Source organism: Microbacterium resistens NBRC 103078, assembly GCF_001552355.1.
Lineage (GTDB): Bacteria > Actinomycetota > Actinomycetes > Actinomycetales > Microbacteriaceae > Microbacterium > Microbacterium resistens.
Map to the genome: position 1 here is coordinate 1 of NZ_BCRA01000098.1, position 18,625 is coordinate 18,625.

The window sequence follows — 18,625 nt, forward strand, 5'->3', positions numbered from 1 at the left end:
CCCCGGCCGGAGCGCAGGCGCCGAGCCCGAGGGCGGCGGTCAGGAGCGCGGCGGCCAGGCCGGCGCGGCGGGGGAGGGAAGCGTTCATCGGAGGGGGTCCTTGTCGGTCTCGAGGATGACCATGGTCGCCTTGACCACGGCGACGCCCTTGGATCCGACCTCCAGCCGCATCTCGCGCGCGGCCTCGGCGGACATCAGGGACACGACGCGGTGCGGGCCGCACTGCAGCTCGACCTGCGCCATCAGGCCGTCGATCTCCACGCGGGTCACGAGCCCGACGAAGCGGTTGCGGGCACTGCGGCGGACATCGCCGACATCCGTGACGTCCGCCGCCATCGCCTTGGCCCGTTCGGCCAGCTCGGCGCCGGGCACGACCTGCCTGCCCGACGCGTCCTGCGAGACGGTGAGGGACCCGTCGTGGACCCACCGCCGGACGGTGTCGTCGCTCACGCCGACGAGCGCTGCGGCCTCGCTGATCCGAAAATGCGTCATGAAGGCGACGATATCTCCGCACATGCGGAACAGCAAGAAGGTATACCACATTGTGGAAGCTTTTTTCCGAATAGCCGTGGACGAGCGCGATCTTCGTTGCTAGCCTCGAAGCGCCCGGGAGGATCCCCTCTGAAACTCGTCCAGGGCATCAGATTCCCCACCGCGGATCGACGAGGATCCCTCACCCGATCGGTCCTCACCGCGACAGCGACAGCAAGGAAGCTCTCTGATGCACACGATCGGCCTCAGCACCTCTGGCACCCCCGTCGACGGGGCCGCCGACGCCACCACACCCAGCCCCGCCGAGTACCTCGCCCGCGCGGTCGACCTCGCCACCGACAACGTCCGCAACTCCGGGGGCCCGTTCGGCGCGATCGTCGTCACCGCCGACGGCCGGGTCTTCGAGGGCGTGAACCGCGTGACCGCCAACAACGACCCGTCCGCGCACGCCGAGGTGACGGCGATCCGCAACGCCTGCGCCGGGCTGTCCACCTTCGATCTCACCGGCGCCGTCCTCTACACCAGCTGCGAGCCGTGCCCGATGTGCCTGGCGACGTCGCTGTGGGCGCGCATCGACCGCGTGTACTTCGCCGCGGACCGCGACGACGCAGCCGACGCGGGCTTCGACGACGCGCTGTTCTACCGCTACTTCGAGGGCGACGCCCAGGACCGGGAGATCATGCCCGTGGCCCAGGAGACGCTGCCCGCCGACCAGCGCGTCGCCCCGTTCACCGAGTGGACGCACACGGCGAACCGCACCGACTACTGACACACCGCGCGATCCGCGCACCCTATCCCCGCACACGACGCGAGCACGTCACCAATACACCGTCGTGCCCGGACGAGGACGTCCGGGCACGCCTTTCGAGCAGGAGAGCACATGTCTCAGACCGCCGAAGTCCGCGATGGCGCGGACGCCATCGAACCCCCCGAGCCCAAGGGCGCCCTCGACCGGTTCTTCGACATCACCCGGCGAGGATCCAGCATCCCGCAGGAGATCCGCGGAGGACTCGTCACCTTCTTCGCGATGGCGTACATCGTCATCCTCAACCCGATCATCCTCTCCGGGGGCACGGACGTCACGGGCAACTCCCTCGACTTCGCGCAGGTCGGGGCCGCGACGGGCCTGACCGCCGGAGTGATGACCCTCCTCATGGGCCTGGTCGCCCGGGTGCCGTTCGCGCTCGCCGCCGGGCTCGGGATCAACTCCTTCCTCGCGGTCTCGGTCGTGGGCGACGTGAGCTGGCCCGAGGCCATGGGGCTCGTGATGATCAACGGCATCCTGATCGTCCTGCTCGGGGCGACCGGGATCCGGACGGCGATCTTCCACGCCGTGCCGCAGGCGCTCAAGGCGGCCATCACGGTCGGCATCGGCCTGTTCATCGCCTTCATCGGATTCGTCGACGCCGGCTTCGTCAACCGGACCCCGGCCGGCCCGCCCGTGCAGCTGGGCGACGGCGGTTCGCTGACCTCGATCCCGACCCTCATCTTCGTCGGCACGCTGGTGCTGATGGGCATCCTGATCGCGCGGAAGGTCCCGGGGGCCATCCTCATCGGCATCATCGCGGGCACCATCGTCTCGGTGATCGTCGAGGCGACGATGAAGCTCGGCCCGCTCGATCCCGCGGGAAAGAACCCCGGGGGCTGGCACATGTCCGTGCCGGCGATGCCCGCGCAGTGGGTCAGCGTGCCGGACTTCTCCCTCGTCGGGCAGTTCGACCTCCTCGGATCCTTCGGGCGCATCGGCATCCTGTCCGCGGTCATGCTCGTCTTCACTCTGCTGTTCACGAACTTCTTCGACGCCATGGGCGCCATGACCGGGCTCGCCCGGGAGGCGGGGATCGCGCGCAAGGACGCCACCTTCCCGCGCCTGCGCAGCGCGTTCGTCGTCGAGGGCGCCGGTGCCGTCATGGGCGGTGGCACCTCCAGCTCCTCGGCGACGGTCTTCATCGACAGCGCGGCCGGCATCGCGGAGGGGGCCAGGACCGGGCTCGCGGCGCTGGTCACCGGCGGGCTGTTCCTGCTGTCGATGTTCGTCACCCCGCTCACGGCCATCGTGCCGATCGAGGTGGCCGCGGCCGCCCTCGTGATCGTGGGCGCGTTGATGATGGCGCAGATCCGGGAGATCAAGTTCGACAAGTTCGCCGTGGCGATGCCCGCGTTCCTCACGATCGTCACCATGCCGCTGACCTACTCGATCGCGAACGGGATCGGCGCCGGGTTCATCGCCTGGGCGGTCGTGAACACGCTCGCCGGCCGGGCGCGCAAGGTGCACTGGCTGCTGTGGGTCGTCGCCGCCGGCTTCGCCGTGTACTTCGCCCGCGGTCCGATCGAGGCGCTCCTCGCGGGCGGTTGATCCCCCTCCCCGGTAGCCGAGTGGTCAGTTTCTGCGGGTTCGCGCCGGTGCAACCCACAGAAACTGACCACTCGGCGTTCGGGCGGGGCGGTGGGTCGGTCGCCGGGGCGGGCGGCGAGGGCGGACGCGGTGGGAGGATGGAGCACGATGACGACGCAGACGCAGAGCGCCCGGTCCGTCTGGCGCGAGCCCGGCATGCCCGCGCTCCTCGCGATGATCGTGTCGGGGTTCACCGGCTACGCGCTCCTCTTCCCCGTGGCGCCGCTGTGGGCGGCGCGAGGCGGCGCCGACGAGTTCGGCGTCGGTCTCGTCACCGGGATCTTCATGCTCTGCACGGTCCTCGCGCAGCTCGCCGTGCCGCGCTTCCTTCATCGCTGGGGATGGAAGCGGGTGCTGATCGCGGGGCTCGTGTTCCTCGGCCTGCCCGCTCCGCTCCATCTGCTGTCCGACGGGCTGGCGCCCATCCTCGCGATCGCGGCGCTGCGCGGCGTGGGGTTCGCGATCCTCACCGTCTGCGGATCGAGCGCCGTCGCCGAGCTCATCGAGCCGGCGCGGCGCGGCCGCGCGATCGGCGCCTTCGGACTCGGGATCGCCGGGCCGCAGGTGCTCGTGCTGCCGCTCGCCCCCTGGATCGCCGAGACCCTCGGGTTCGCGACGGTGTTCGTCGCGGCCGCGGTTCCCCTGGCGGGCGTGGTCGCCGCCGCGCGGCTCGGGGCACGGCTGGAGGCGGTCCCGCCCCATCCCGAGCCCGCCCATGCGCATCGGGGCCTGCGTCGCTTCGTGGGGCTGGTGCCGCCTGTGCTGCTGCTGCTCGGGGTGACGCTCGCCGGCGGTGCGCTCATCACCTTCGTCCCGCAGCTCACCGCGAACGCGGCGACCACGACCCTCGCCCTGCTCGCGCTCACCGGACTCGCCGCGCTGACCCGCTGGGGGATCGGGCACGTGGCCGACCGGGTGGGGGTGCGGCGGCTGCTGTGGCCGTTCGTGCTCACCACCGTCGGCGGGCTCGGGCTCGCCGCGTTCGCCGCCGCGGAGCCCGGGCGCGACGGGGCGCTGGCGGCGGGCATGGCCCTCGTCGGGATCGGATACGGCGCACTGCAGAACCTGACGATGGGCGCGGCCTTCGCCGCCGTCGCCCCGCGCGATCAGGTCGTCGCGAGCGCCGCGTGGAACATCGGCTTCGACGCAGGCACCGGTCTCGGGGCGGTCGTCGTCGGGGCGCTCGCCGCCGCCTTCGCGTTCCCCGCGGCTCTGCTCGCCGCCGCGGCGTTCGCCCTCCTCACCCTGCCCTGCGCCTTCCTCGTCTCCCGTCCTCCTGCGGCCTGATCCGGCGTCTCCCGTCCTCATCCCGCCCCGCGCGGCGCCGGGTTCGGGGCCCGTCTCGCCCGTTCGGGGCACGATCCGGGGCCAGCAGACCCCGCCGTGGACCCCAACTCCCCGGAGCGGGCCCCACCCCCGCCTCATCCCCGGCCCCGTGTCGAGGGCTCCGGGGGATCTGTCGGGGGTTTCGGGGCGCGATCCGGGGCGAAACGGCCCCACGGCGGACCCCGAACCCGTGGGATGGGCCCCAAACCCGGGGAGGGGGAGACGGGGAGGGGGTTAGCCGCGGCCGATGAACGGCATGCCGGCGGCGGTCACGGTGAGCTGCGGGACGCTCACATCGAGCGGCAGGCGAGCGACGCGGACCACGAGATCCGCCACATGCGCGGCATCCATCGTGGGCTCGATGCGACGGGAGCCGTCGGCCTGGAGCGCTCCGTCCCCGACGATCCCCGAGACGATGCCCGTGCGGGCGTTGCCGATGTCGAGCTGCGTCGCCGTGATGCCGTGATCCCGGCCGTCGAGCTCGATCGACTTCGTGAGCCCCGCGATCGCATGCTTCGTCGTCGTGTAGGCGACCGACAGCGGCCGCGGCGTCTGCGCGGAGATCGAACCGTTGTTCACGATGCGACCGCCCGCCGGACGCTGCGCGCGCATCTGCCGGAAAGCCGCACCGGCGCACAGGACGGCGCCGGTGACGTTGACCGCCCAGGTCGCGTCCCAGTCGTCCGGATCCAGGGAGCCGACGTCGGCGACCGGTCCGAAGACCCCGGCGTTGTTGATCAGGACGTCGAGCCGACCGAACCGCTCGACGTGGCGGCGGACGAGCTCATCGACCTGCGCCGCGTCCGTGACGTCCGTCGGGACGACGAGCGCCCCCTCTGCCCGGATTCCCGCCGACGACGCCGTCTCCTCCAGCGCTTCACCGCGGCGCCCCGCGAGCGTGACCCCGAAGCCGTCCGCGAGGAGGGCGCGGGCGACAGCGCGGCCGATGCCGCTGCCGGCACCGGTGACGATCGCGGAGGGGGCGCTCATCCGGGGCGCTGCGTTTCGTCTCGCTGCGCTCGCTCAACGGCCGGAGGCTGGGGCGTTTCGTCTCGCTGCGCTCGCTCAACGACCGGGGCCTGGTCGTCGATCAGCTGCAGGATCCGGGCCGCGACGCTCACCGCGATCACCGCGGGCTGCTTCCCGGTCACCTCGGGAATGCCGATCGGCGTCGTCACCCGGGCGAGCGCCGCCTCGTCCTGGCCCAGCTCGCGGAGCTTCTTCCGGAACCGCGCCCACTTCGACGCCGATCCGATCAGCCCGACGGACCCGAGCCCGGGCGCGCGCAGCGCCTGGTCCACCACGGCCAGATCCTCGACATGGTCGTGGGTCATGACGAGCACGTGCGCGCCCCCGGGAAGCTCCGCCAGCGCAGACTCGGGGACGGGAGCATGCACGACGCGGACCCGCGCGACCGCGTCGCCCAGGACCCCGGCGGAGCCCGGATCCCCGATCCGTTCGGGCGCGAGCATCTCCGCCCGCGAGTCGACGAGCGTCAGCTCCAGCTCGTGCCGCGACAGGATGCGGGCCAGCTCCAGTCCGACGTGGCCGAGCCCGAAGACGGCGACGGACGGGACGACCCGGATCGGCTCGAGCATCATCGTGACCTCTCCTCCGCAGCACTGCACGCCGTACTCGGTCGTCGCCTTGTCGCTCAGCGTGAGCGTCAGCAGCTCCGGCTCTGCGGTGCCCTGGGCGAGCATGGCGCGCGCCCGGTCGATCGCGGTGGCCTCGAGGTTGCCGCCGCCGACGGTGCCGAAGACGTCGCCGGGGGAGACGACCATCTTCGCCCCGCCGTTGCGCGGCGAGTGCCCGCGCACCATGGCCAGGGTCACGACGACCGCCGGCGTGCGCTGTGCGCGCAGCCGCTGCAGGGCATCGAGCCAGTCCACGGGATCCTCGGATCAGACGGCGGACAGCGTCCGCTCGGCGGGCGCCGCTGCGGCGTCCCGGGAGGCGCCCGCCTCCTGCGCACGGCGGACCGCCCAGAACACCGCCTCGGGCGTCGCCGGCGAGCCGAGGTCCACGGAGTGACCGGTGGGCCCGAACTCCGCGACGGCCTGGCGGAGCGCCTCACGGGCGCTGAAGGCGAGCATGAACGGCGGCTCGCCGACGGCCTTGGATCCGTAGACGGCACCCTCCTCCCGCGCGTTCTCGAAGAGGCGCACGTGGAACTGCTCGGGCATCTCGGAGAAGCTCGGCAGCTTGTACGTGGACGCGGACTGCGTCTGCAGCCGGCCGCGGTGCGGGCCGTCGCTCTGGTCCCAGCGCAGCTCCTCCAGCGTCAGCCAGCCCACGCCCTGGACATAGGCGCCCTCGATCTGGCCGATGTCGAGCATCGGGGAGAGGGAGTCGCCCACGTCGTGCACGATGTCGACGCGCGTCACCCGGTACGCGCCGGTGAACCCGTCGACCTCGACCTCGGTGGCGGCGCTGCCGTACGCGAAGTACTTGAACGGGGATCCGTGCATGGCCTCGGGATCCCAGTGCAGGCCCTCGGTGCGGTAGTAGCCGGCGGCGAACAGCTGGATGCGCTGGAAGTACGCCGCCGCGGCGACCTCGGCGAACGTCAGCCGCTGCACGGTGTTCCCGAGACCGGTGACGTAGCCGCCGGAGAAGCGCACGTCGCGCTCGTCGACGCCGAGGAGGCGTCCCGCGACCTTCGCCATCCGCTCGCGGATCTGGTCGCACGCGTTCTTGACCGCCCCGCCGTTGAGGTCGGCGCCGCTGGACGCGGCCGTGGCCGAGGTGTTCGGGACCTTGTCGGTACGGGTCGGAGCCAGGCGCACCTGGTGCAGCTCCAGCCCGAGCGCCGTGGCGGCGACCTGCATCATCTTCGTGTGCAGGCCCTGGCCCATCTCGGTGCCGCCGTGGTTGATGAGCACGGAGCCGTCCTTGTAGACGTGCACGAGGGCGCCGGCCTGGTTGAACGCGGCGAAGTTGAAGGAGATGCCGAACTTGATCGGCGTCATCGCGATCGCGCGCTTCACGTGCGGGCTGGCCGCGTTGAAGGCGGCGATCTCCGCCTGGCGCGACACCACGTCCGCCTCGGTGAGGAGCTGGTTCCAGATCGTGCCGAGCCGGTCGGCGTCCTTCACCGTCTGGCCGTAGGGCGTCGTCTGCCCCTGCCGGTAGAAGTTCTGCTCGCGCAGGCGCAGCGGGTCGATCCCCAGCTGCGGTGCGACGCGGCCGAGGATGTCCTCGATCAGGTAGACGCCCTGGGGGCCGCCGAAGCCGCGGTAGGCGGTGTTGGAGGTCCTGTTCGTCTTCGCGATCCTGCCGTGCGCGTGGACGTTGGGGATCCAGTAGGAGTTGTCCAGGTGACACAGGGCCCGCGCCAGGACCGGCTCGGACAGGTCCAGGCTCCACCCGCCGTCCGCCGTCAGCACGGCTTCGAGCGCCTGGATCATCCCGGACTCGTCGAAGCCGGCCTTCCACGTGATGTGGAAGGGGTGGCGCTTGCCGGTCATCGTCAGGTCCTGCGTCCGGTTCAGGCGCACGCGCACCGGACGTCCGGTGAGCTTCGCGCCCAGGGCCGCGATCGCGGCGAAGCCGTGGGGCTGCATCTCCTTGCCGCCGAACCCGCCGCCCAAGCGCAGGCACTGCACGGTCACCTGGCTGGAGGTGACGCCGAGCACGTGCGCGACGATCTCCTGCGTCTCGGACGGGTGCTGCGTGGAGCACTGGATGAAGTACTGCCCCTCCGAGTCGCGCACGGCCAGCGACGCGTGCGTCTCCAGGTAGAAGTGCTCCTGCCCGCCGAACTCGCTCACCCCCTCGAAGACGTGCGCGCTCGCGGCCATGGCGGCCGCGGCGTCGCCGCGGACGACCGTGCGCGGGATCCCCTGGAAGGACCCGGCGTCGATGGCCTCCTGCACCGTGATGAAGGAGGGGAGGTCCTCGTACTCGACCTGCACGCGCTCGGCGCCGAGGCGCGCGGCCTCCTGCGTCTCGCCGAGCACCCAGACCAGGGCGTGCCCGTAGAACATCGCCTCGTCGGGGAAGAGCGGCTCGTCGTGCTTGATGCCGGCGTCGTTCACGCCCGGCACGTCGGCGGCCGTGAGCACGCGGACGACTCCGGGGACCTCGTAGGCGCCGGAGACGTCGACGGTCACCTTCGCGTGCGCGCGGGTGGACTGGACCGGCCAGGCGGTCAGGACGCCCGCGGTCTGCGCCGCGAGGTCGTCGGTGTACATCGCCGCCCCCGTCACGTGCAGGGCTGCGCTCTCGTGCGCGGCGCGGACGCCGACGACCGGGTTCTCGGGACGATCGGCCAGGGCGCTCATGCCGGGACCTCCTTCGAGTCGATGCCCTCGGCCTGAGGGCGCTGCGTGGTGCTGTAGAGCTTGAGCAGGGCCGAGCCCAGCATGAGCGAGCGGTAGTCGGCGCTCGCGCGGTGGTCCGACATGGGCGTCCCCTCGTTCTTGAGGATCTCCGACGCCGTGCGGACGGTGGCGACGTTCCACGGCTGGCCGATCAGGGCCTCCTCCGTCGCGCGGGCGCGCAGCGGCGTGGCGGCGACGCCGCCGAGACCGATCCGCGCGGCCGTCACGATCCCGTCGTCGTCGACGTCCAGGGCGAAGGCGACCGCGACGCTGGAGATGTCGTCGAAGCGCCGCTTCGCGATCTTGTGGAAGGCGGTGAGACCGGCCAGCGGGAGGGGGATCCGGATGGCCCGGATCAGCTCGTCCGCGGCGCGGACGGTCTGCCGGTATCCGGTGAAGTACTCGGCGAGGTCGACCTCGCGCTCGCCGGCGACGGACGCGAGCACGACCCGGGCTCCGAGCGCGAGCAGCGCCGGCGGGGTGTCGCCGATCGGGGACCCGGTGCCGAGGTTGCCGCCGAACGTGCCGCGGTTGCGGATCAGGCGGGAGGCGAACTGCGGGAACAGCTGGGCCAGCAGGGGGATGCGGCCGTCCAGGCGCTTCTCCACCTCGCTCAACGACAGTGCGGCTCCGATCTCGACGACGTCGTCCTCGATCGAGAGCGTGCGCAGCTCGTCGAGCTGCTCGATCGCGACGACGAGCGGTGCGCGGCGGCCGCGGATGTTGACCTCGACGCCCCAGTCGGTGGAGCCGGCGACGAGCAGCGCGTCCGGCTCGTCGTGGAGCAGGCGCAGGGTCTCGGCGAGGGTCGCCGGGCGGACGAAGCGCGCGCCGTCCACGACGGCGTCCGTGGGGATGGCGGAGGGGGCCGGCTCCTGCAGCCGCTGCCGCAGCGGATCGGAGTCCGCCGGCGAGCCCAGCGAGTAGGCGGCGTCGCGGATCGGCCGGTAGCCGGTGCAGCGGCAGAGGTTGCCGCTCAGCGCGTGCAGGTCGAACCCGTTGGGGCCGTGCTCGGCGTCATGCGCGGGGCAGTCCTCGTCGTGCGCCGGGGCGGAGGCGTCGATCGGCGCGCGGTCGGCGCGGTAGTACTCGCCGGCCATGGAACACGCGAAGCCGGGCGTGCAATAGCCGCACTGGGAGCCCCCGGCCTCGGCCAGCTTCTCCTGCACCGGGTGCAGGTCCTCGGGGGAGCCCAGGCCCTCGGCGGTCACGATCTCCTGGCCGTTGAGCGCGTAGACGGGAACGAGGCAGGCGTTGACGGGCGTCCAGGCGGTGCCGCCGTCCGGCGTCGGGGTGGCCAGCAGCATGGCGCAGGCGCCGCATTCCCCCTCCGCGCATCCCTCCTTGCTCCCGGAGAGGCCGGTGTCGCGGAGCCAGTCGAGGGCGGTCGTGTGCGCGGGGGTGCCGCCGAGCGGACGGGAGGTCCCGTTGACGGTGAGGGTGACGTCGGTGTCAGTCATGGAGGTGTTCTCCTCGTTCCGGCTCGTGCGCAGCGTCGGGCGGTGCGAGCGTTCGTCGCCGGTGCGGACGCTTGGCTGCGAGTCTAGGCGCCGCGTCGCCGCGGCGGCAGGGGCGGTCTCGGGTCAGGTGGTTCGGGGGATCAGGTGGCGCAGGGCGCGCAGGAACCGGCGGGCTCCGGACTCGCGCTGCGCCGGGAAATAGAAGTCCGGGTCGACGTGGATGAGCGGGTGAGCGGCCGCCCGTGCGGCGTCCTCTGTGCGCTGATCGTCCTGCGGCGTCATCGTCACCTCTCCTCTGTCTCGTCGTCGAGCGCTCCCCGGAAGCGAGGAACGGACCAGAATTCCATATCACGGAACCGAAGTTCTGGATAACGGAAAGCGTAACGGCGCCGCGCGACGGCGGTCAAGAGGATCGTCGGTATACCTTCCGCCCTCGGCGGTATACCTTCTGAGGGGGCGCGCCTGCCGGCTTCCGGGTTCTCGGGCGGGGCCGGCGACCCCGCCCGACGGAGGCGGACGGGGGTCAGGAGGCGGCGAGCGCGGCGATCTCCTCGACGATCTCCCGCAGGACGGGCACGGCACGCTCGGCGAAGTCCTCGTCGACCCGCGCCACGGGCCCCGAGACCGACACCGCCGTCGGCACCGGCATGCCCGGCACCGGCATCGCGTAGCAGCGGACGCCGATCTCCTGCTCGCCGTCGTCGATGGCGAACCCGCGCTCGCGGGAGACGGCGAGGTCGGCGAGCAGGGCGTCGATCGTGGTGAGGGAGTGGGCCGTCGCGGGCGGCAGGCCGGTGCGGCCGATGATCTCGCGGACCTCGTCGTCGCCGAGCTGGGAGAGGATCGCCTTGCCCACTCCCGTCGAGTGCAGGTGCGAGCGGCGGCCGACCTCGGTGAACATCCGCATCGCGTGCGGCGACGGGGCCTGGGAGACGTAGATGACGCGGTCGCCGTCGATCGTGGCGAGGTTGGCGGTCTCGCCGAGGCGCTCCACGAGCTCCTTGAGCTGCGGCATGGCGATCTGCCCGAACTTCCGGTTCGCGACCTCGCCCAGGCGCACGAGGCGAGGACCGAGCGCGTACCGGCGGTTCGCCAGCTGACGGGCGTAGCCGAGGGACACGAGGGTGCGCAGCAGGCGGTGGATCGTCGGCAGCGGCAGGTCGGCCGCGGCGGACAGCTCGCTGAGGGTGACGTCGCCGCCGGCGTCGGCGATGAGCTCGAGAAGGTCGAAGACGCGGGTGACGGACTTCACGCCGTCCGAGGGTCCAGCGGGCATGAGGGCCTTTCGTCGGGCGGGGATATCCGCATCGTGGAAGTCTTCTGTCGGACAGGCTATCCCATGTGCCGCGCGGGAATGCGAAGGCGGAGCGGTACCGGGCCGCTCCGCCGGGGCGCGTCAGTCCGTCATGCCGCGCCGCAGCAGGCGGCCGCGGGGCGTCTCGCCGTCGACGACCTCGCCGCGCAGCCAGGTCCGCCGGACGACGCCCGCGAGCGCCTTGCCGTGGTACGGGGTGAGGGGGTTCTTGTGATGCAGCTTCGCGACGTCCACGACGAACGCGTCGTCCGCCGCGAAGATCGAGAAGTCGGCGTCGTAGCCCGGGGCGATGCGGCCTTTGCCGGTCAGTCCGGCGAACTGGGCGGGGCGGTCGCTCATCCACGACACCACCGTCTCCAGGGACAGACCGCGCTGGCGGGCCTCGGTCCAGATCAGGGACAGACCCAGCTGCAGCGACGCGACCCCGCCCCACGCCACGGCGAAGTCCCCGTTCTCCAGGTCCTTGAGGTCGAGGGTGGAGGGGGAGTGGTCGGACACGATGAAGTCGATCGTGCCGTCCTCCAGCCCTTGCCACAGCAGCTCACGGTTGCCCGCCTCGCGGATCGGGGGGCAGCACTTGAACTGCGTGGCGCCGTGCGGGATCTCCTCGGCGGTGAGGGTGAGGTAGTGCGGGCAGGTCTCGACCGTGAGGCGGAGGCCGTCGTTCTTGGCGGAGCGCAGCATGGGGAGGGCGTCGGACGAGGACAGGTGGAGGACGTGCGCCCGTGCGCCCGTCCATCGCGCGCGCTCGATGACCTCGGCGATCGCCAGGTTCTCCGCACCGCGCGGGCGGGAGGCGAGGAACTTGGCGTAGTCGTCGCCCTCCGGGCGCGGGGCGCGATCGATGGCGCGCGAGTCCTCGGCGTGCACGATCATCACGGAGTCGAAGGAGGCCAGCTCGCGCATGTCCTTCTCCATCTCGTCCGCGTCCAGCGGAGGGAACTCGTCCACGCCCGAGTGGAGCAGGAAGCACTTGAAGCCGAAGACGCCGGCGTCGTGGAGGCCGCGCAGATCGCCGGTGTTGCCCGGGATCGCGCCGCCCCAGAAGCCCACGTCCACGTGGGTCTGGCCCTGGGCGGCCTCGCGCTTGACGTTCAGGGCCTCGACGGTGACGGTCGGCGGGATGCTGTTCAGCGGCATGTCGACGATCGTGGTGACCCCGCCGGCGGCCGCGGCGCGCGTGGCCGACGCGAAGCCCTCCCACTCCGTGCGGCCGGGCTCGTTCACGTGCACATGCGTGTCGACGAGCCCGGGGATCAGCGTCTCGTCCGCGGCGAGCTCGATGACCTCGTCGCCGACGAGGCCGTTGCCCAGCGGCTGCATCGCGACGATGACGCCGTCGCGGACGCCCACCTCCCGGGGGCTGACGCCCGCCGTCGTGAGCACCCGCTCGCCGCGGATGACGAGGTCGTAGCGCTCGCCGGTGGGGTCGAGCGACGCCTCGGCGGCGTCGTCCCGTGCGGTCTCTTGCGACATGTCGCGGTCCCTTCTGCGGGCTTCCACCATACGAAACCCGGATCTCATCCAAAGAAATTAGCGCACGCCGTTCCCTCGCCCGTCAACTCCTCCTGCGCGGTCGCGATGCGGTCGCGGAGCACGGTGGCGTCCTCTCGGGGTTTGGCGTACCATTTCGCAGTGTAGAAGAAAACTTCCGTAGATCGGAAGTAATGATCCGTCCCGCCGGCCCGACGTCCGTTCCGGCCGGTTCGCGGGCCACCGCCGTCCCCGCCTCCCGAAAGAAGGCCGATCCGTGACCGATCTCTCCCTCTCCGCCTCTGTCGCCGACCTCGACGCCGAGGAGGCGGCGGAGTGGCGCGACTCCCTCGACGCGCTCGTGCAGGTGCGCGGGGCCGACAACGGCGCCGCGATCGTCCGCATGCTCGCCGATCACGCGGGGCTGCGCGCCGCGCCGATGACGACGACCGACTACGTCAACACCATCCCGGCCTCGGAGGAGCCCGGCTACCCCGGCGACGAGGAGCGGGAACGGCGGTATCGGGCCTGGATGCGGTGGAACGCGGCCGTCATGGTGCACCGCGCCCAGCGCCCCGGCATCGGGGTCGGCGGCCACATCTCCACCTACGCCGGCGCCGCCACCCTGTACGAGGTCGGCTTCAACCACTTCTTCCGCGGCAAGGACCACCCCGGCGGCGGCGATCAGGTCTTCTTCCAGGGTCACGCCTCGCCCGGCATGTACGCCCGCGCCTTCCTGGAGGGCCGCCTCACCGAGGAGGACCTCGACGGGTTCCGTCAGGAGAAGTCCCGTGAGGGCCATGCGCTGTCGTCGTACCCGCACCCGCGCCTGATGCCGGAGTTCTGGGAGTTCCCGACGGTGTCGATGGGCATCGGCCCCATGAACGCGATCTACCAGGCGCAGGCCAACCGCTACCTTCACGGCCGGGGCCTCAAAGACACCTCCGACCAGCACGTCTGGGCGTTCCTCGGCGACGGCGAGATGGACGAGCCCGAGTCCCGCGGCCTGCTGCAGCTCGCCGCCAACGACGGCCTCGACAACCTCACCTTCGTCGTCAACTGCAACCTGCAGCGCCTCGACGGCCCGGTGCGCGGCAACGGCAAGATCATCCAGGAGCTGGAGGGGTTCTTCCGCGGCGCGGGGTGGAACGTCATCAAGGTGATCTGGGGCCGGGAGTGGGACGACCTGCTCGCCCGTGACACGGACGGCGCGCTCGTCGACGTCATGAACACGACGCGCGACGGCGACTACCAGACGTACAAGGCGGAGTCGGGCGCGTTCATCCGCGAGAACTTCTTCGGACGCGACCCGCGCGCCCGCGCCCTCGTCGACGGTCTCACCGACGACGAGATCTGGGGACTCAAGCGCGGCGGCCACGACTACCGCAAGGTGTACGCCGCCTACGCGAAGTCGCTCGAGCACAACGGCAGGCCCACCGTCATCCTCGTGAAGACCGTCAAGGGCTACGGCCTCGGCCCCCGCTTCGAGGCGCGCAACGCGACGCACCAGATGAAGAAGCTCACCCTGCAGGATCTCAAGGACTTCCGCGACCACCTGCGCGTGCCCATCACCGACGCGCAGCTGGAGGAGAACCCGTACCTGCCGCCGTACTACCACCCCGGAGCGGACGCTCCGGAGATCCGGTACCTGCAGGAGCGGCGCCGTGCCCTGGGCGGCTACCTGCCCGAGCGTCGCCCGGCCCACGAGCCCATCGCCCTGCCTGATCCGAAGGTCTTCGAGGTCGCCGCGCGCGGCTCCGGCAAGCAGGAGGCCGCGACGACCATGGCGTTCGTCCGGGTGCTGAAGGACCTCATGCGCGACAAGGAGTTCGGCCACCGCATCGTGCCGATCATCCCCGACGAGGCGCGCACGTTCGGCATGGACGCGTTCTTCCCGACGGCGAAGATCTACAACCCGAGCGGCCAGAACTACCTGTCCGTCGACCGCGACATCGTGCTGTCGTACAAGGAGAGCACGTCGGGCCAGATCCTGCACGTCGGCATCAACGAGGCGGGGTCGATCGCGGCGTTCACCGCAGCTGGGACGGCCTACGCGACGCACGGGGTGCCGCTCATCCCCGTGTACGTCTTCTACTCGATGTTCGGCTTCCAGCGCACGGGCGACTCGCTGTGGGCGGCCGCCGACCAGATGGCGCGCGGCTTCCTCATCTCCGCCACCGCCGGCCGCACCACGCTCACGGGCGAGGGCCTGCAGCACGCGGACGGCCACTCGCCCCTGCTCGCGGCGACCAACCCGGCCGTCGTCACGTACGACCCCGCGTACGGCTACGAGATCGGCCACATCATGCGCGCCGGCATCGAGCGCATGTACGGCCCGGACTCCACCGACCGCGACGTCATCTACAACCTCATGGTCTACAACGAGCCGATCGTGCAGCCCGCCGAGCCGGCGGACGTCGATGTCGAGGGCATCCTGGGCGGCATCCACCGCATCTCGGCCGTGGAGAACCCGCGCACGCACCTGCTCGCCTCGGGCATCGGTGTGACCTGGGCGCTCGAGGCGCAGAAGCTGCTCGCCGAGGAGTGGGGCGTGGCCGCCGACGTGTGGTCGGTCACCTCGTGGACCGAGCTGCGCCGCGACGCCGTGGCGGCGGAGGAGGACGAGTTCCTCGGGCGGGGATCGCGCACGCCGTTCCTCGTCTCGCAGCTCGCGGGGGCCGAGGGACCGATCGTCGCCGTCAGCGACTACGCGAAGGACCTGCCCGACCAGGTGCGCCAGTTCGTGAAGAACGACTGGGCGACCCTCGGCGCCGACGGCTTCGGCTTCTCGGACACCCGGGCCGCCGCCCGGCGGTTCTTCAAGATCGACGGACCGTCGATCGCGGTGCGCACGCTGCAGCTGCTCGCGAAGCGCGGAGAGGTGGACGCCGCGGCGCCCGCCCAGGCCGCCGAGCGCTACCGCCTGCTCGACGTGAACGCGGGCACCAGCGGCGGCGACGGCGAGTAGTCCCGCGCTGCGGACGGGTGAGCGCGTTTCGTCTCGCGGAGACCTGCACTGAGCGAGCGCAGCGAGTCGAAGTGTCGCTCAACGACCGGTGGTTGTCGGTCGTTGAGCGAGGAGCGCAGCGACGAGTCGAAACGTGGTGAGCGCGTTTCGTCTCGCTTCGCTCGCTCAACGACCGGTGAACTGCTGAGGCGTTTCGTCTCGCGGAGACCTGCACTGAGCGAGCGCAGCGAGTCGAAGCGTCGCTCAACGACCGGTGAACTGCTGAGGCGGCTCGTCTCGCGGCGCTCGCTCAGCTGCCGGATGGGCGGGGCTAGGCGGCGAGCTCGGCGCGGATGGCCTCCGCCGCCGAGCGCAGCAGCGGAACGGCGCGGACGGCGAACGGCTCGTCGACGCGGGAGACGGGACCGGACACCGACACCGCCGTCGGCGTGGGGGCGTCCGGCACTGCCATCGCGTAGCACCGGACCCCGATCTCCTGCTCCTGCTCGTCGATCGAGTACCCCCGCTCGCGGATCCGTTCGAGCTCGGCCAGCAGCACATCGATCGACCCGATGCTGTGGTCGGTCGGAGTGGGCATGCCAGCACGCGCCACGATCCCGCGCACGGCGTCGTCGGGGAGCTGCGCGAGGATCGCCTTGCCCACACCGGTGTCGTGCAGGTGCGCGCGGCGGCCCACCTCGGTGAACATGCGCATGGAGTGCGGGGACGGGACCTGCGCGACGTAGACGACCATGTCGCCGTCGAGCACCGCCATGTTCGCGCTCTCGCCGAGCTCGTCGACGAGCCGCGCGAGCTGGGGGCGGGCCAGTGCGCCGAACTGGCGCGAGGCCCCCTCGCCGATCCGGATGAGCAGCGGTCCCAGGGCATAGCGCCGGTTCGGGAGCTGGCGCATGTACCCGAGGGAGACGAGCGTGCGCAGCAGCCGGTGGATGGTCGGCAGCGGCAGGGCGGTCGACGCGGCGAGCTCGCTGAGGGTCACGTCGCCGCCGGCGTCGGTCACCAGCTCGAGGATCTCGAACGCGCGCTCGACGGAGCGCACCCCGGCGCCGGCCTCGGTCGAGGTCTTGGTCTCCGTCATCGGGTCTCCTCTGGACGGTTGTCGTGTCGCCTCAAGTCTTCCACAATGCGGTAGCAATCCTTCGGTATCCGAAAATTGGCATACCAAGAGCTTGCGGAGAGTTTCCGCATCGTAGATAATTGACTCCACCAGGCGAAATGAATGGACGTTCGTCGGGAGACTGTGGTGGTGGCCGGGAGGCGACGCACCTCGAAGAGGAGGAAACATGGCGAATCCGGGACCCGGGAACTCGATCACGCTGCGGATCGACGCACCGTCGAACTTCAGCGTCACGAGCGAGCTCGCCGCCGCCGCGGCGGGAGCGGGGGCCGCGGTCACCGCGCTCGACGTGGTCGAGTCCCATCCGGCGTCGATCGTCGTGGACCTCACGTGCAACACCACGGACGAGGAGCACGCGGAGCGCATCCGCGACGCGGTCCAGGCTCTGGACGGCGTCGCGGTGCGCCAGGTCAGCGACCGCACCTTCCTCATGCACCTGGGCGGCAAGCTCGAGGTCGTTCCGCGGGTGGCGCTGCGCAATCGCGACGACCTGTCCCGCGCGTACACGCCGGGCGTCGCCCGCGTCTGCACGGCGATCGCCGAGGACACGGCCAAGGCGCGAAAGCTCACGGTCAAGCGCAACACCATCGCCGTGGTCACGGACGGCACCGCGGTGCTGGGGCTCGGCGACATCGGCCCGGAGGCGGCGCTGCCGGTCATGGAGGGGAAGGCGGCCCTGTTCAAGCAGTTCGCCAACGTCGACGCGTGGCCGGTCTGCCTGGACACGAAGGACACCGAGGAGATCATCCGCACGGTCAAGGCCATCGCGCCCGTGTACGGCGGGGTGAACCTGGAGGACATCGCGGCGCCGCGGTGCTTCGAGATCGAGGCGCGCCTGCGCGAGGAGCTGGACATCCCGGTCTTCCACGATGATCAGCACGGCACCGCCATCGTCACCCTCGCGGCGCTGCGCAATGCGCTGCGGGTGGTCGGCAAGACCATCGGCGACGTCCGCATCGTCGTGTCCGGCGTGGGCGCCGCGGGCAACGCCATCGTGCAGCTGCTGCTGGCCGAGGGCGCGGTCGACGTCGTCGCCTGCGGACGCGACGGCGCGATCCACGCCGGCGCCGAGTACGCCGACGCGCACCGCGTCGAGCTCGCCGCGACGACGAACCCGCGCGGATTCCGGGGCTCCCTCAAGGAGGCGTTGGTCGGGGCCGACGTCTTCATCGGCGTCAGCGCGCCGAACATCCTCGGCGAGGCGGACATCGCCGGGATGGCCGAGAACGCGATCGTCTTCGCGATGGCCAACCCCACGCCGGAGGTGGACCCGGTCGTCGCGTCACGCCATGCCGCGGTCGTCGCCACGGGGCGCAGCGACTTCCCCAACCAGATCAACAACGTCCTCGCCTTCCCGGGCGTCTTCCGCGGCCTGCTGGACGCCGGGGTGTCGGAGGTGACCACGCCTATGCTGGTCGCGGCGGCGGAGGCGATCGCCGACCGCGTCGGCGAGGACGAGCTCAACGCGAGCTTCATCATCCCGAGCGTGTTCGATCCCCTCGTCGCGGGCGCCGTCGCCGACGCGATCGTGCGCTCGTCCGAGTCCGCCGCGTCCGAGAAGGAGTGACCGTGCCCGACATCCGCACCACCGCGTCCGCGGTCGACCGCGCCGAGGAGATCCTGACCCCGGACGCGCTCGCGTTCGTCGCCGCGCTGCACGAGCGCTTCGCCTCGCGCCGGGACGAGCTCCTGGCCGCCCGCGCCGACGCCCGCGCCGCCGCCTCCGCCGCAGGCCGACTGGACTTCGCGGCGGA

At 71.5% G+C, this 18,625-nt stretch carries 14 protein-coding genes and 1 pseudogene; 6 read left to right on the forward strand and 9 right to left on the reverse strand.

Annotated features, from left to right (window positions below; translation table 11 throughout):
• Window positions 1-84 precede the first annotated feature (84 nt).
• Window positions 85-492 carry a TOBE domain-containing protein gene (locus MR1_RS14940; RefSeq protein WP_067248620.1) on the reverse strand — a complete coding sequence of 136 codons (408 nt, stop codon included), beginning with the start codon at window positions 490-492 and terminating at the stop codon, window positions 85-87.
• Between the two features lie 229 nt (window positions 493-721).
• Between MR1_RS14940 and MR1_RS14945 the strand changes: the two genes are divergently transcribed.
• From MR1_RS14945 to MR1_RS14955, 3 genes are all read left to right on the forward strand, one after another.
• Complete coding sequence (locus MR1_RS14945; protein WP_067248589.1) at window positions 722-1,261, forward strand: nucleoside deaminase; 540 nt, start codon at window positions 722-724, stop codon at window positions 1,259-1,261.
• A 111-nt stretch (window positions 1,262-1,372) separates the two neighbouring features.
• Window positions 1,373-2,848: an NCS2 family permease gene (locus MR1_RS14950; RefSeq protein ID WP_067248592.1), complete on the forward strand. Its 1,476-nt coding sequence runs from the start codon at window positions 1,373-1,375 to the stop codon at window positions 2,846-2,848.
• 147 nt (window positions 2,849-2,995) lie between these two features.
• Entirely contained in the window at window positions 2,996-4,174 is a 1,179-nt protein-coding gene (locus MR1_RS14955) for an MFS transporter (protein WP_255218168.1), read from the forward strand.
• A 273-nt stretch (window positions 4,175-4,447) separates the two neighbouring features.
• Here the strand turns inward: MR1_RS14955 and MR1_RS14960 are convergent, their stop codons facing one another.
• The 7 genes from MR1_RS14960 to allB form a co-directional block, all read right to left on the reverse strand.
• Window positions 4,448-5,203, reverse strand: coding sequence for an SDR family oxidoreductase (locus MR1_RS14960; RefSeq protein ID WP_067248595.1), 756 nt, complete (start codon window positions 5,201-5,203; stop codon window positions 4,448-4,450).
• Window positions 5,200-6,105, reverse strand: coding sequence for a xanthine dehydrogenase accessory protein XdhC (xdhC, locus tag MR1_RS14965; protein WP_084344757.1), 906 nt, complete (start codon window positions 6,103-6,105; stop codon window positions 5,200-5,202). Before xdhC ends, MR1_RS14960 begins: the two co-directional genes overlap by 4 nt.
• Window positions 6,106-6,117: 12 nt before the next feature.
• Entirely contained in the window at window positions 6,118-8,499 is a 2,382-nt protein-coding gene (gene xdhB / locus MR1_RS14970; RefSeq protein ID WP_067248598.1) for a xanthine dehydrogenase molybdopterin binding subunit, read from the reverse strand.
• Window positions 8,496-9,998 (reverse strand): xanthine dehydrogenase small subunit, encoded by a 1,503-nt coding sequence (locus MR1_RS14975; RefSeq protein ID WP_067248601.1) that lies wholly within the window; start codon window positions 9,996-9,998, stop codon window positions 8,496-8,498. The genes xdhB and MR1_RS14975 overlap by 4 nt, the downstream gene beginning before the upstream one ends.
• A 123-nt stretch (window positions 9,999-10,121) precedes the next feature.
• Complete coding sequence (locus tag MR1_RS19860; RefSeq protein ID WP_157518267.1) at window positions 10,122-10,280, reverse strand: hypothetical protein; 159 nt, start codon at window positions 10,278-10,280, stop codon at window positions 10,122-10,124.
• Between the two features lie 241 nt (window positions 10,281-10,521).
• On the reverse strand, window positions 10,522-11,274 hold the full coding sequence (locus tag MR1_RS14980) for an IclR family transcriptional regulator (RefSeq protein ID WP_067248604.1): 753 nt from the start codon (window positions 11,272-11,274) through the stop codon (window positions 10,522-10,524).
• 120 nt (window positions 11,275-11,394) lie between these two features.
• Window positions 11,395-12,789 carry an allantoinase AllB gene (allB, locus tag MR1_RS14985; RefSeq protein WP_067248606.1) on the reverse strand — a complete coding sequence of 465 codons (1,395 nt, stop codon included), beginning with the start codon at window positions 12,787-12,789 and terminating at the stop codon, window positions 11,395-11,397.
• A gap of 274 nt (window positions 12,790-13,063) precedes the next feature.
• On the opposite strand from allB, the gene aceE reads away from it, so the two are divergent.
• Window positions 13,064-15,754, forward strand: a complete 2,691-nt coding sequence (gene aceE / locus MR1_RS14990) for a pyruvate dehydrogenase (acetyl-transferring), homodimeric type (protein ID WP_067248608.1) — start codon at window positions 13,064-13,066, stop codon at window positions 15,752-15,754.
• Between the two features lie 310 nt (window positions 15,755-16,064).
• On the opposite strand, the gene MR1_RS14995 is transcribed toward aceE, so the two are convergent.
• Window positions 16,065-16,832: an IclR family transcriptional regulator gene (locus MR1_RS14995; RefSeq protein WP_067248611.1), complete on the reverse strand. Its 768-nt coding sequence runs from the start codon at window positions 16,830-16,832 to the stop codon at window positions 16,065-16,067.
• A gap of 205 nt (window positions 16,833-17,037) precedes the next feature.
• On the opposite strand from MR1_RS14995, the gene MR1_RS15000 reads away from it, so the two are divergent.
• Both MR1_RS15000 and MR1_RS15005 read left to right on the forward strand, forming a co-directional pair.
• Complete coding sequence (locus MR1_RS15000; protein ID WP_067248613.1) at window positions 17,038-18,438, forward strand: NAD-dependent malic enzyme; 1,401 nt, start codon at window positions 17,038-17,040, stop codon at window positions 18,436-18,438.
• 2 nt (window positions 18,439-18,440) lie between these two features.
• A pseudogene (locus MR1_RS15005) lies at window positions 18,441-18,625 on the forward strand (hypothetical protein); the annotation flags it as partial.

What these genes read in the sequence shown, in the direction of transcription:
- MR1_RS19860 (WP_157518267.1), bottom strand. Translation starts at nt 10,280, where the DNA reads ATGACGCCGCAGGACGATCAGCGCACAGAGGACGCCGCACGGGCGGCC.
- MR1_RS14980 (WP_067248604.1), bottom strand. Translation starts at nt 11,274, where the DNA reads ATGCCCGCTGGACCCTCGGACGGCGTGAAGTCCGTCACCCGCGTCTTC.
- xdhB (WP_067248598.1), bottom strand. Translation starts at nt 8,499, where the DNA reads ATGAGCGCCCTGGCCGATCGTCCCGAGAACCCGGTCGTCGGCGTCCGC.
- MR1_RS14955 (WP_255218168.1), top strand. Translation starts at nt 2,996, where the DNA reads ATGACGACGCAGACGCAGAGCGCCCGGTCCGTCTGGCGCGAGCCCGGC.
- MR1_RS14975 (WP_067248601.1), bottom strand. Translation starts at nt 9,998, where the DNA reads ATGACTGACACCGACGTCACCCTCACCGTCAACGGGACCTCCCGTCCG.
- MR1_RS14950 (WP_067248592.1), top strand. Translation starts at nt 1,373, where the DNA reads ATGTCTCAGACCGCCGAAGTCCGCGATGGCGCGGACGCCATCGAACCC.
- MR1_RS14960 (WP_067248595.1), bottom strand. Translation starts at nt 5,203, where the DNA reads ATGAGCGCCCCCTCCGCGATCGTCACCGGTGCCGGCAGCGGCATCGGC.
- allB (WP_067248606.1), bottom strand. Translation starts at nt 12,789, where the DNA reads ATGTCGCAAGAGACCGCACGGGACGACGCCGCCGAGGCGTCGCTCGAC.
- MR1_RS15000 (WP_067248613.1), top strand. Translation starts at nt 17,038, where the DNA reads ATGGCGAATCCGGGACCCGGGAACTCGATCACGCTGCGGATCGACGCA.
- MR1_RS14945 (WP_067248589.1), top strand. Translation starts at nt 722, where the DNA reads ATGCACACGATCGGCCTCAGCACCTCTGGCACCCCCGTCGACGGGGCC.
- MR1_RS14940 (WP_067248620.1), bottom strand. Translation starts at nt 492, where the DNA reads ATGACGCATTTTCGGATCAGCGAGGCCGCAGCGCTCGTCGGCGTGAGC.
- MR1_RS14995 (WP_067248611.1), bottom strand. Translation starts at nt 16,832, where the DNA reads ATGACGGAGACCAAGACCTCGACCGAGGCCGGCGCCGGGGTGCGCTCC.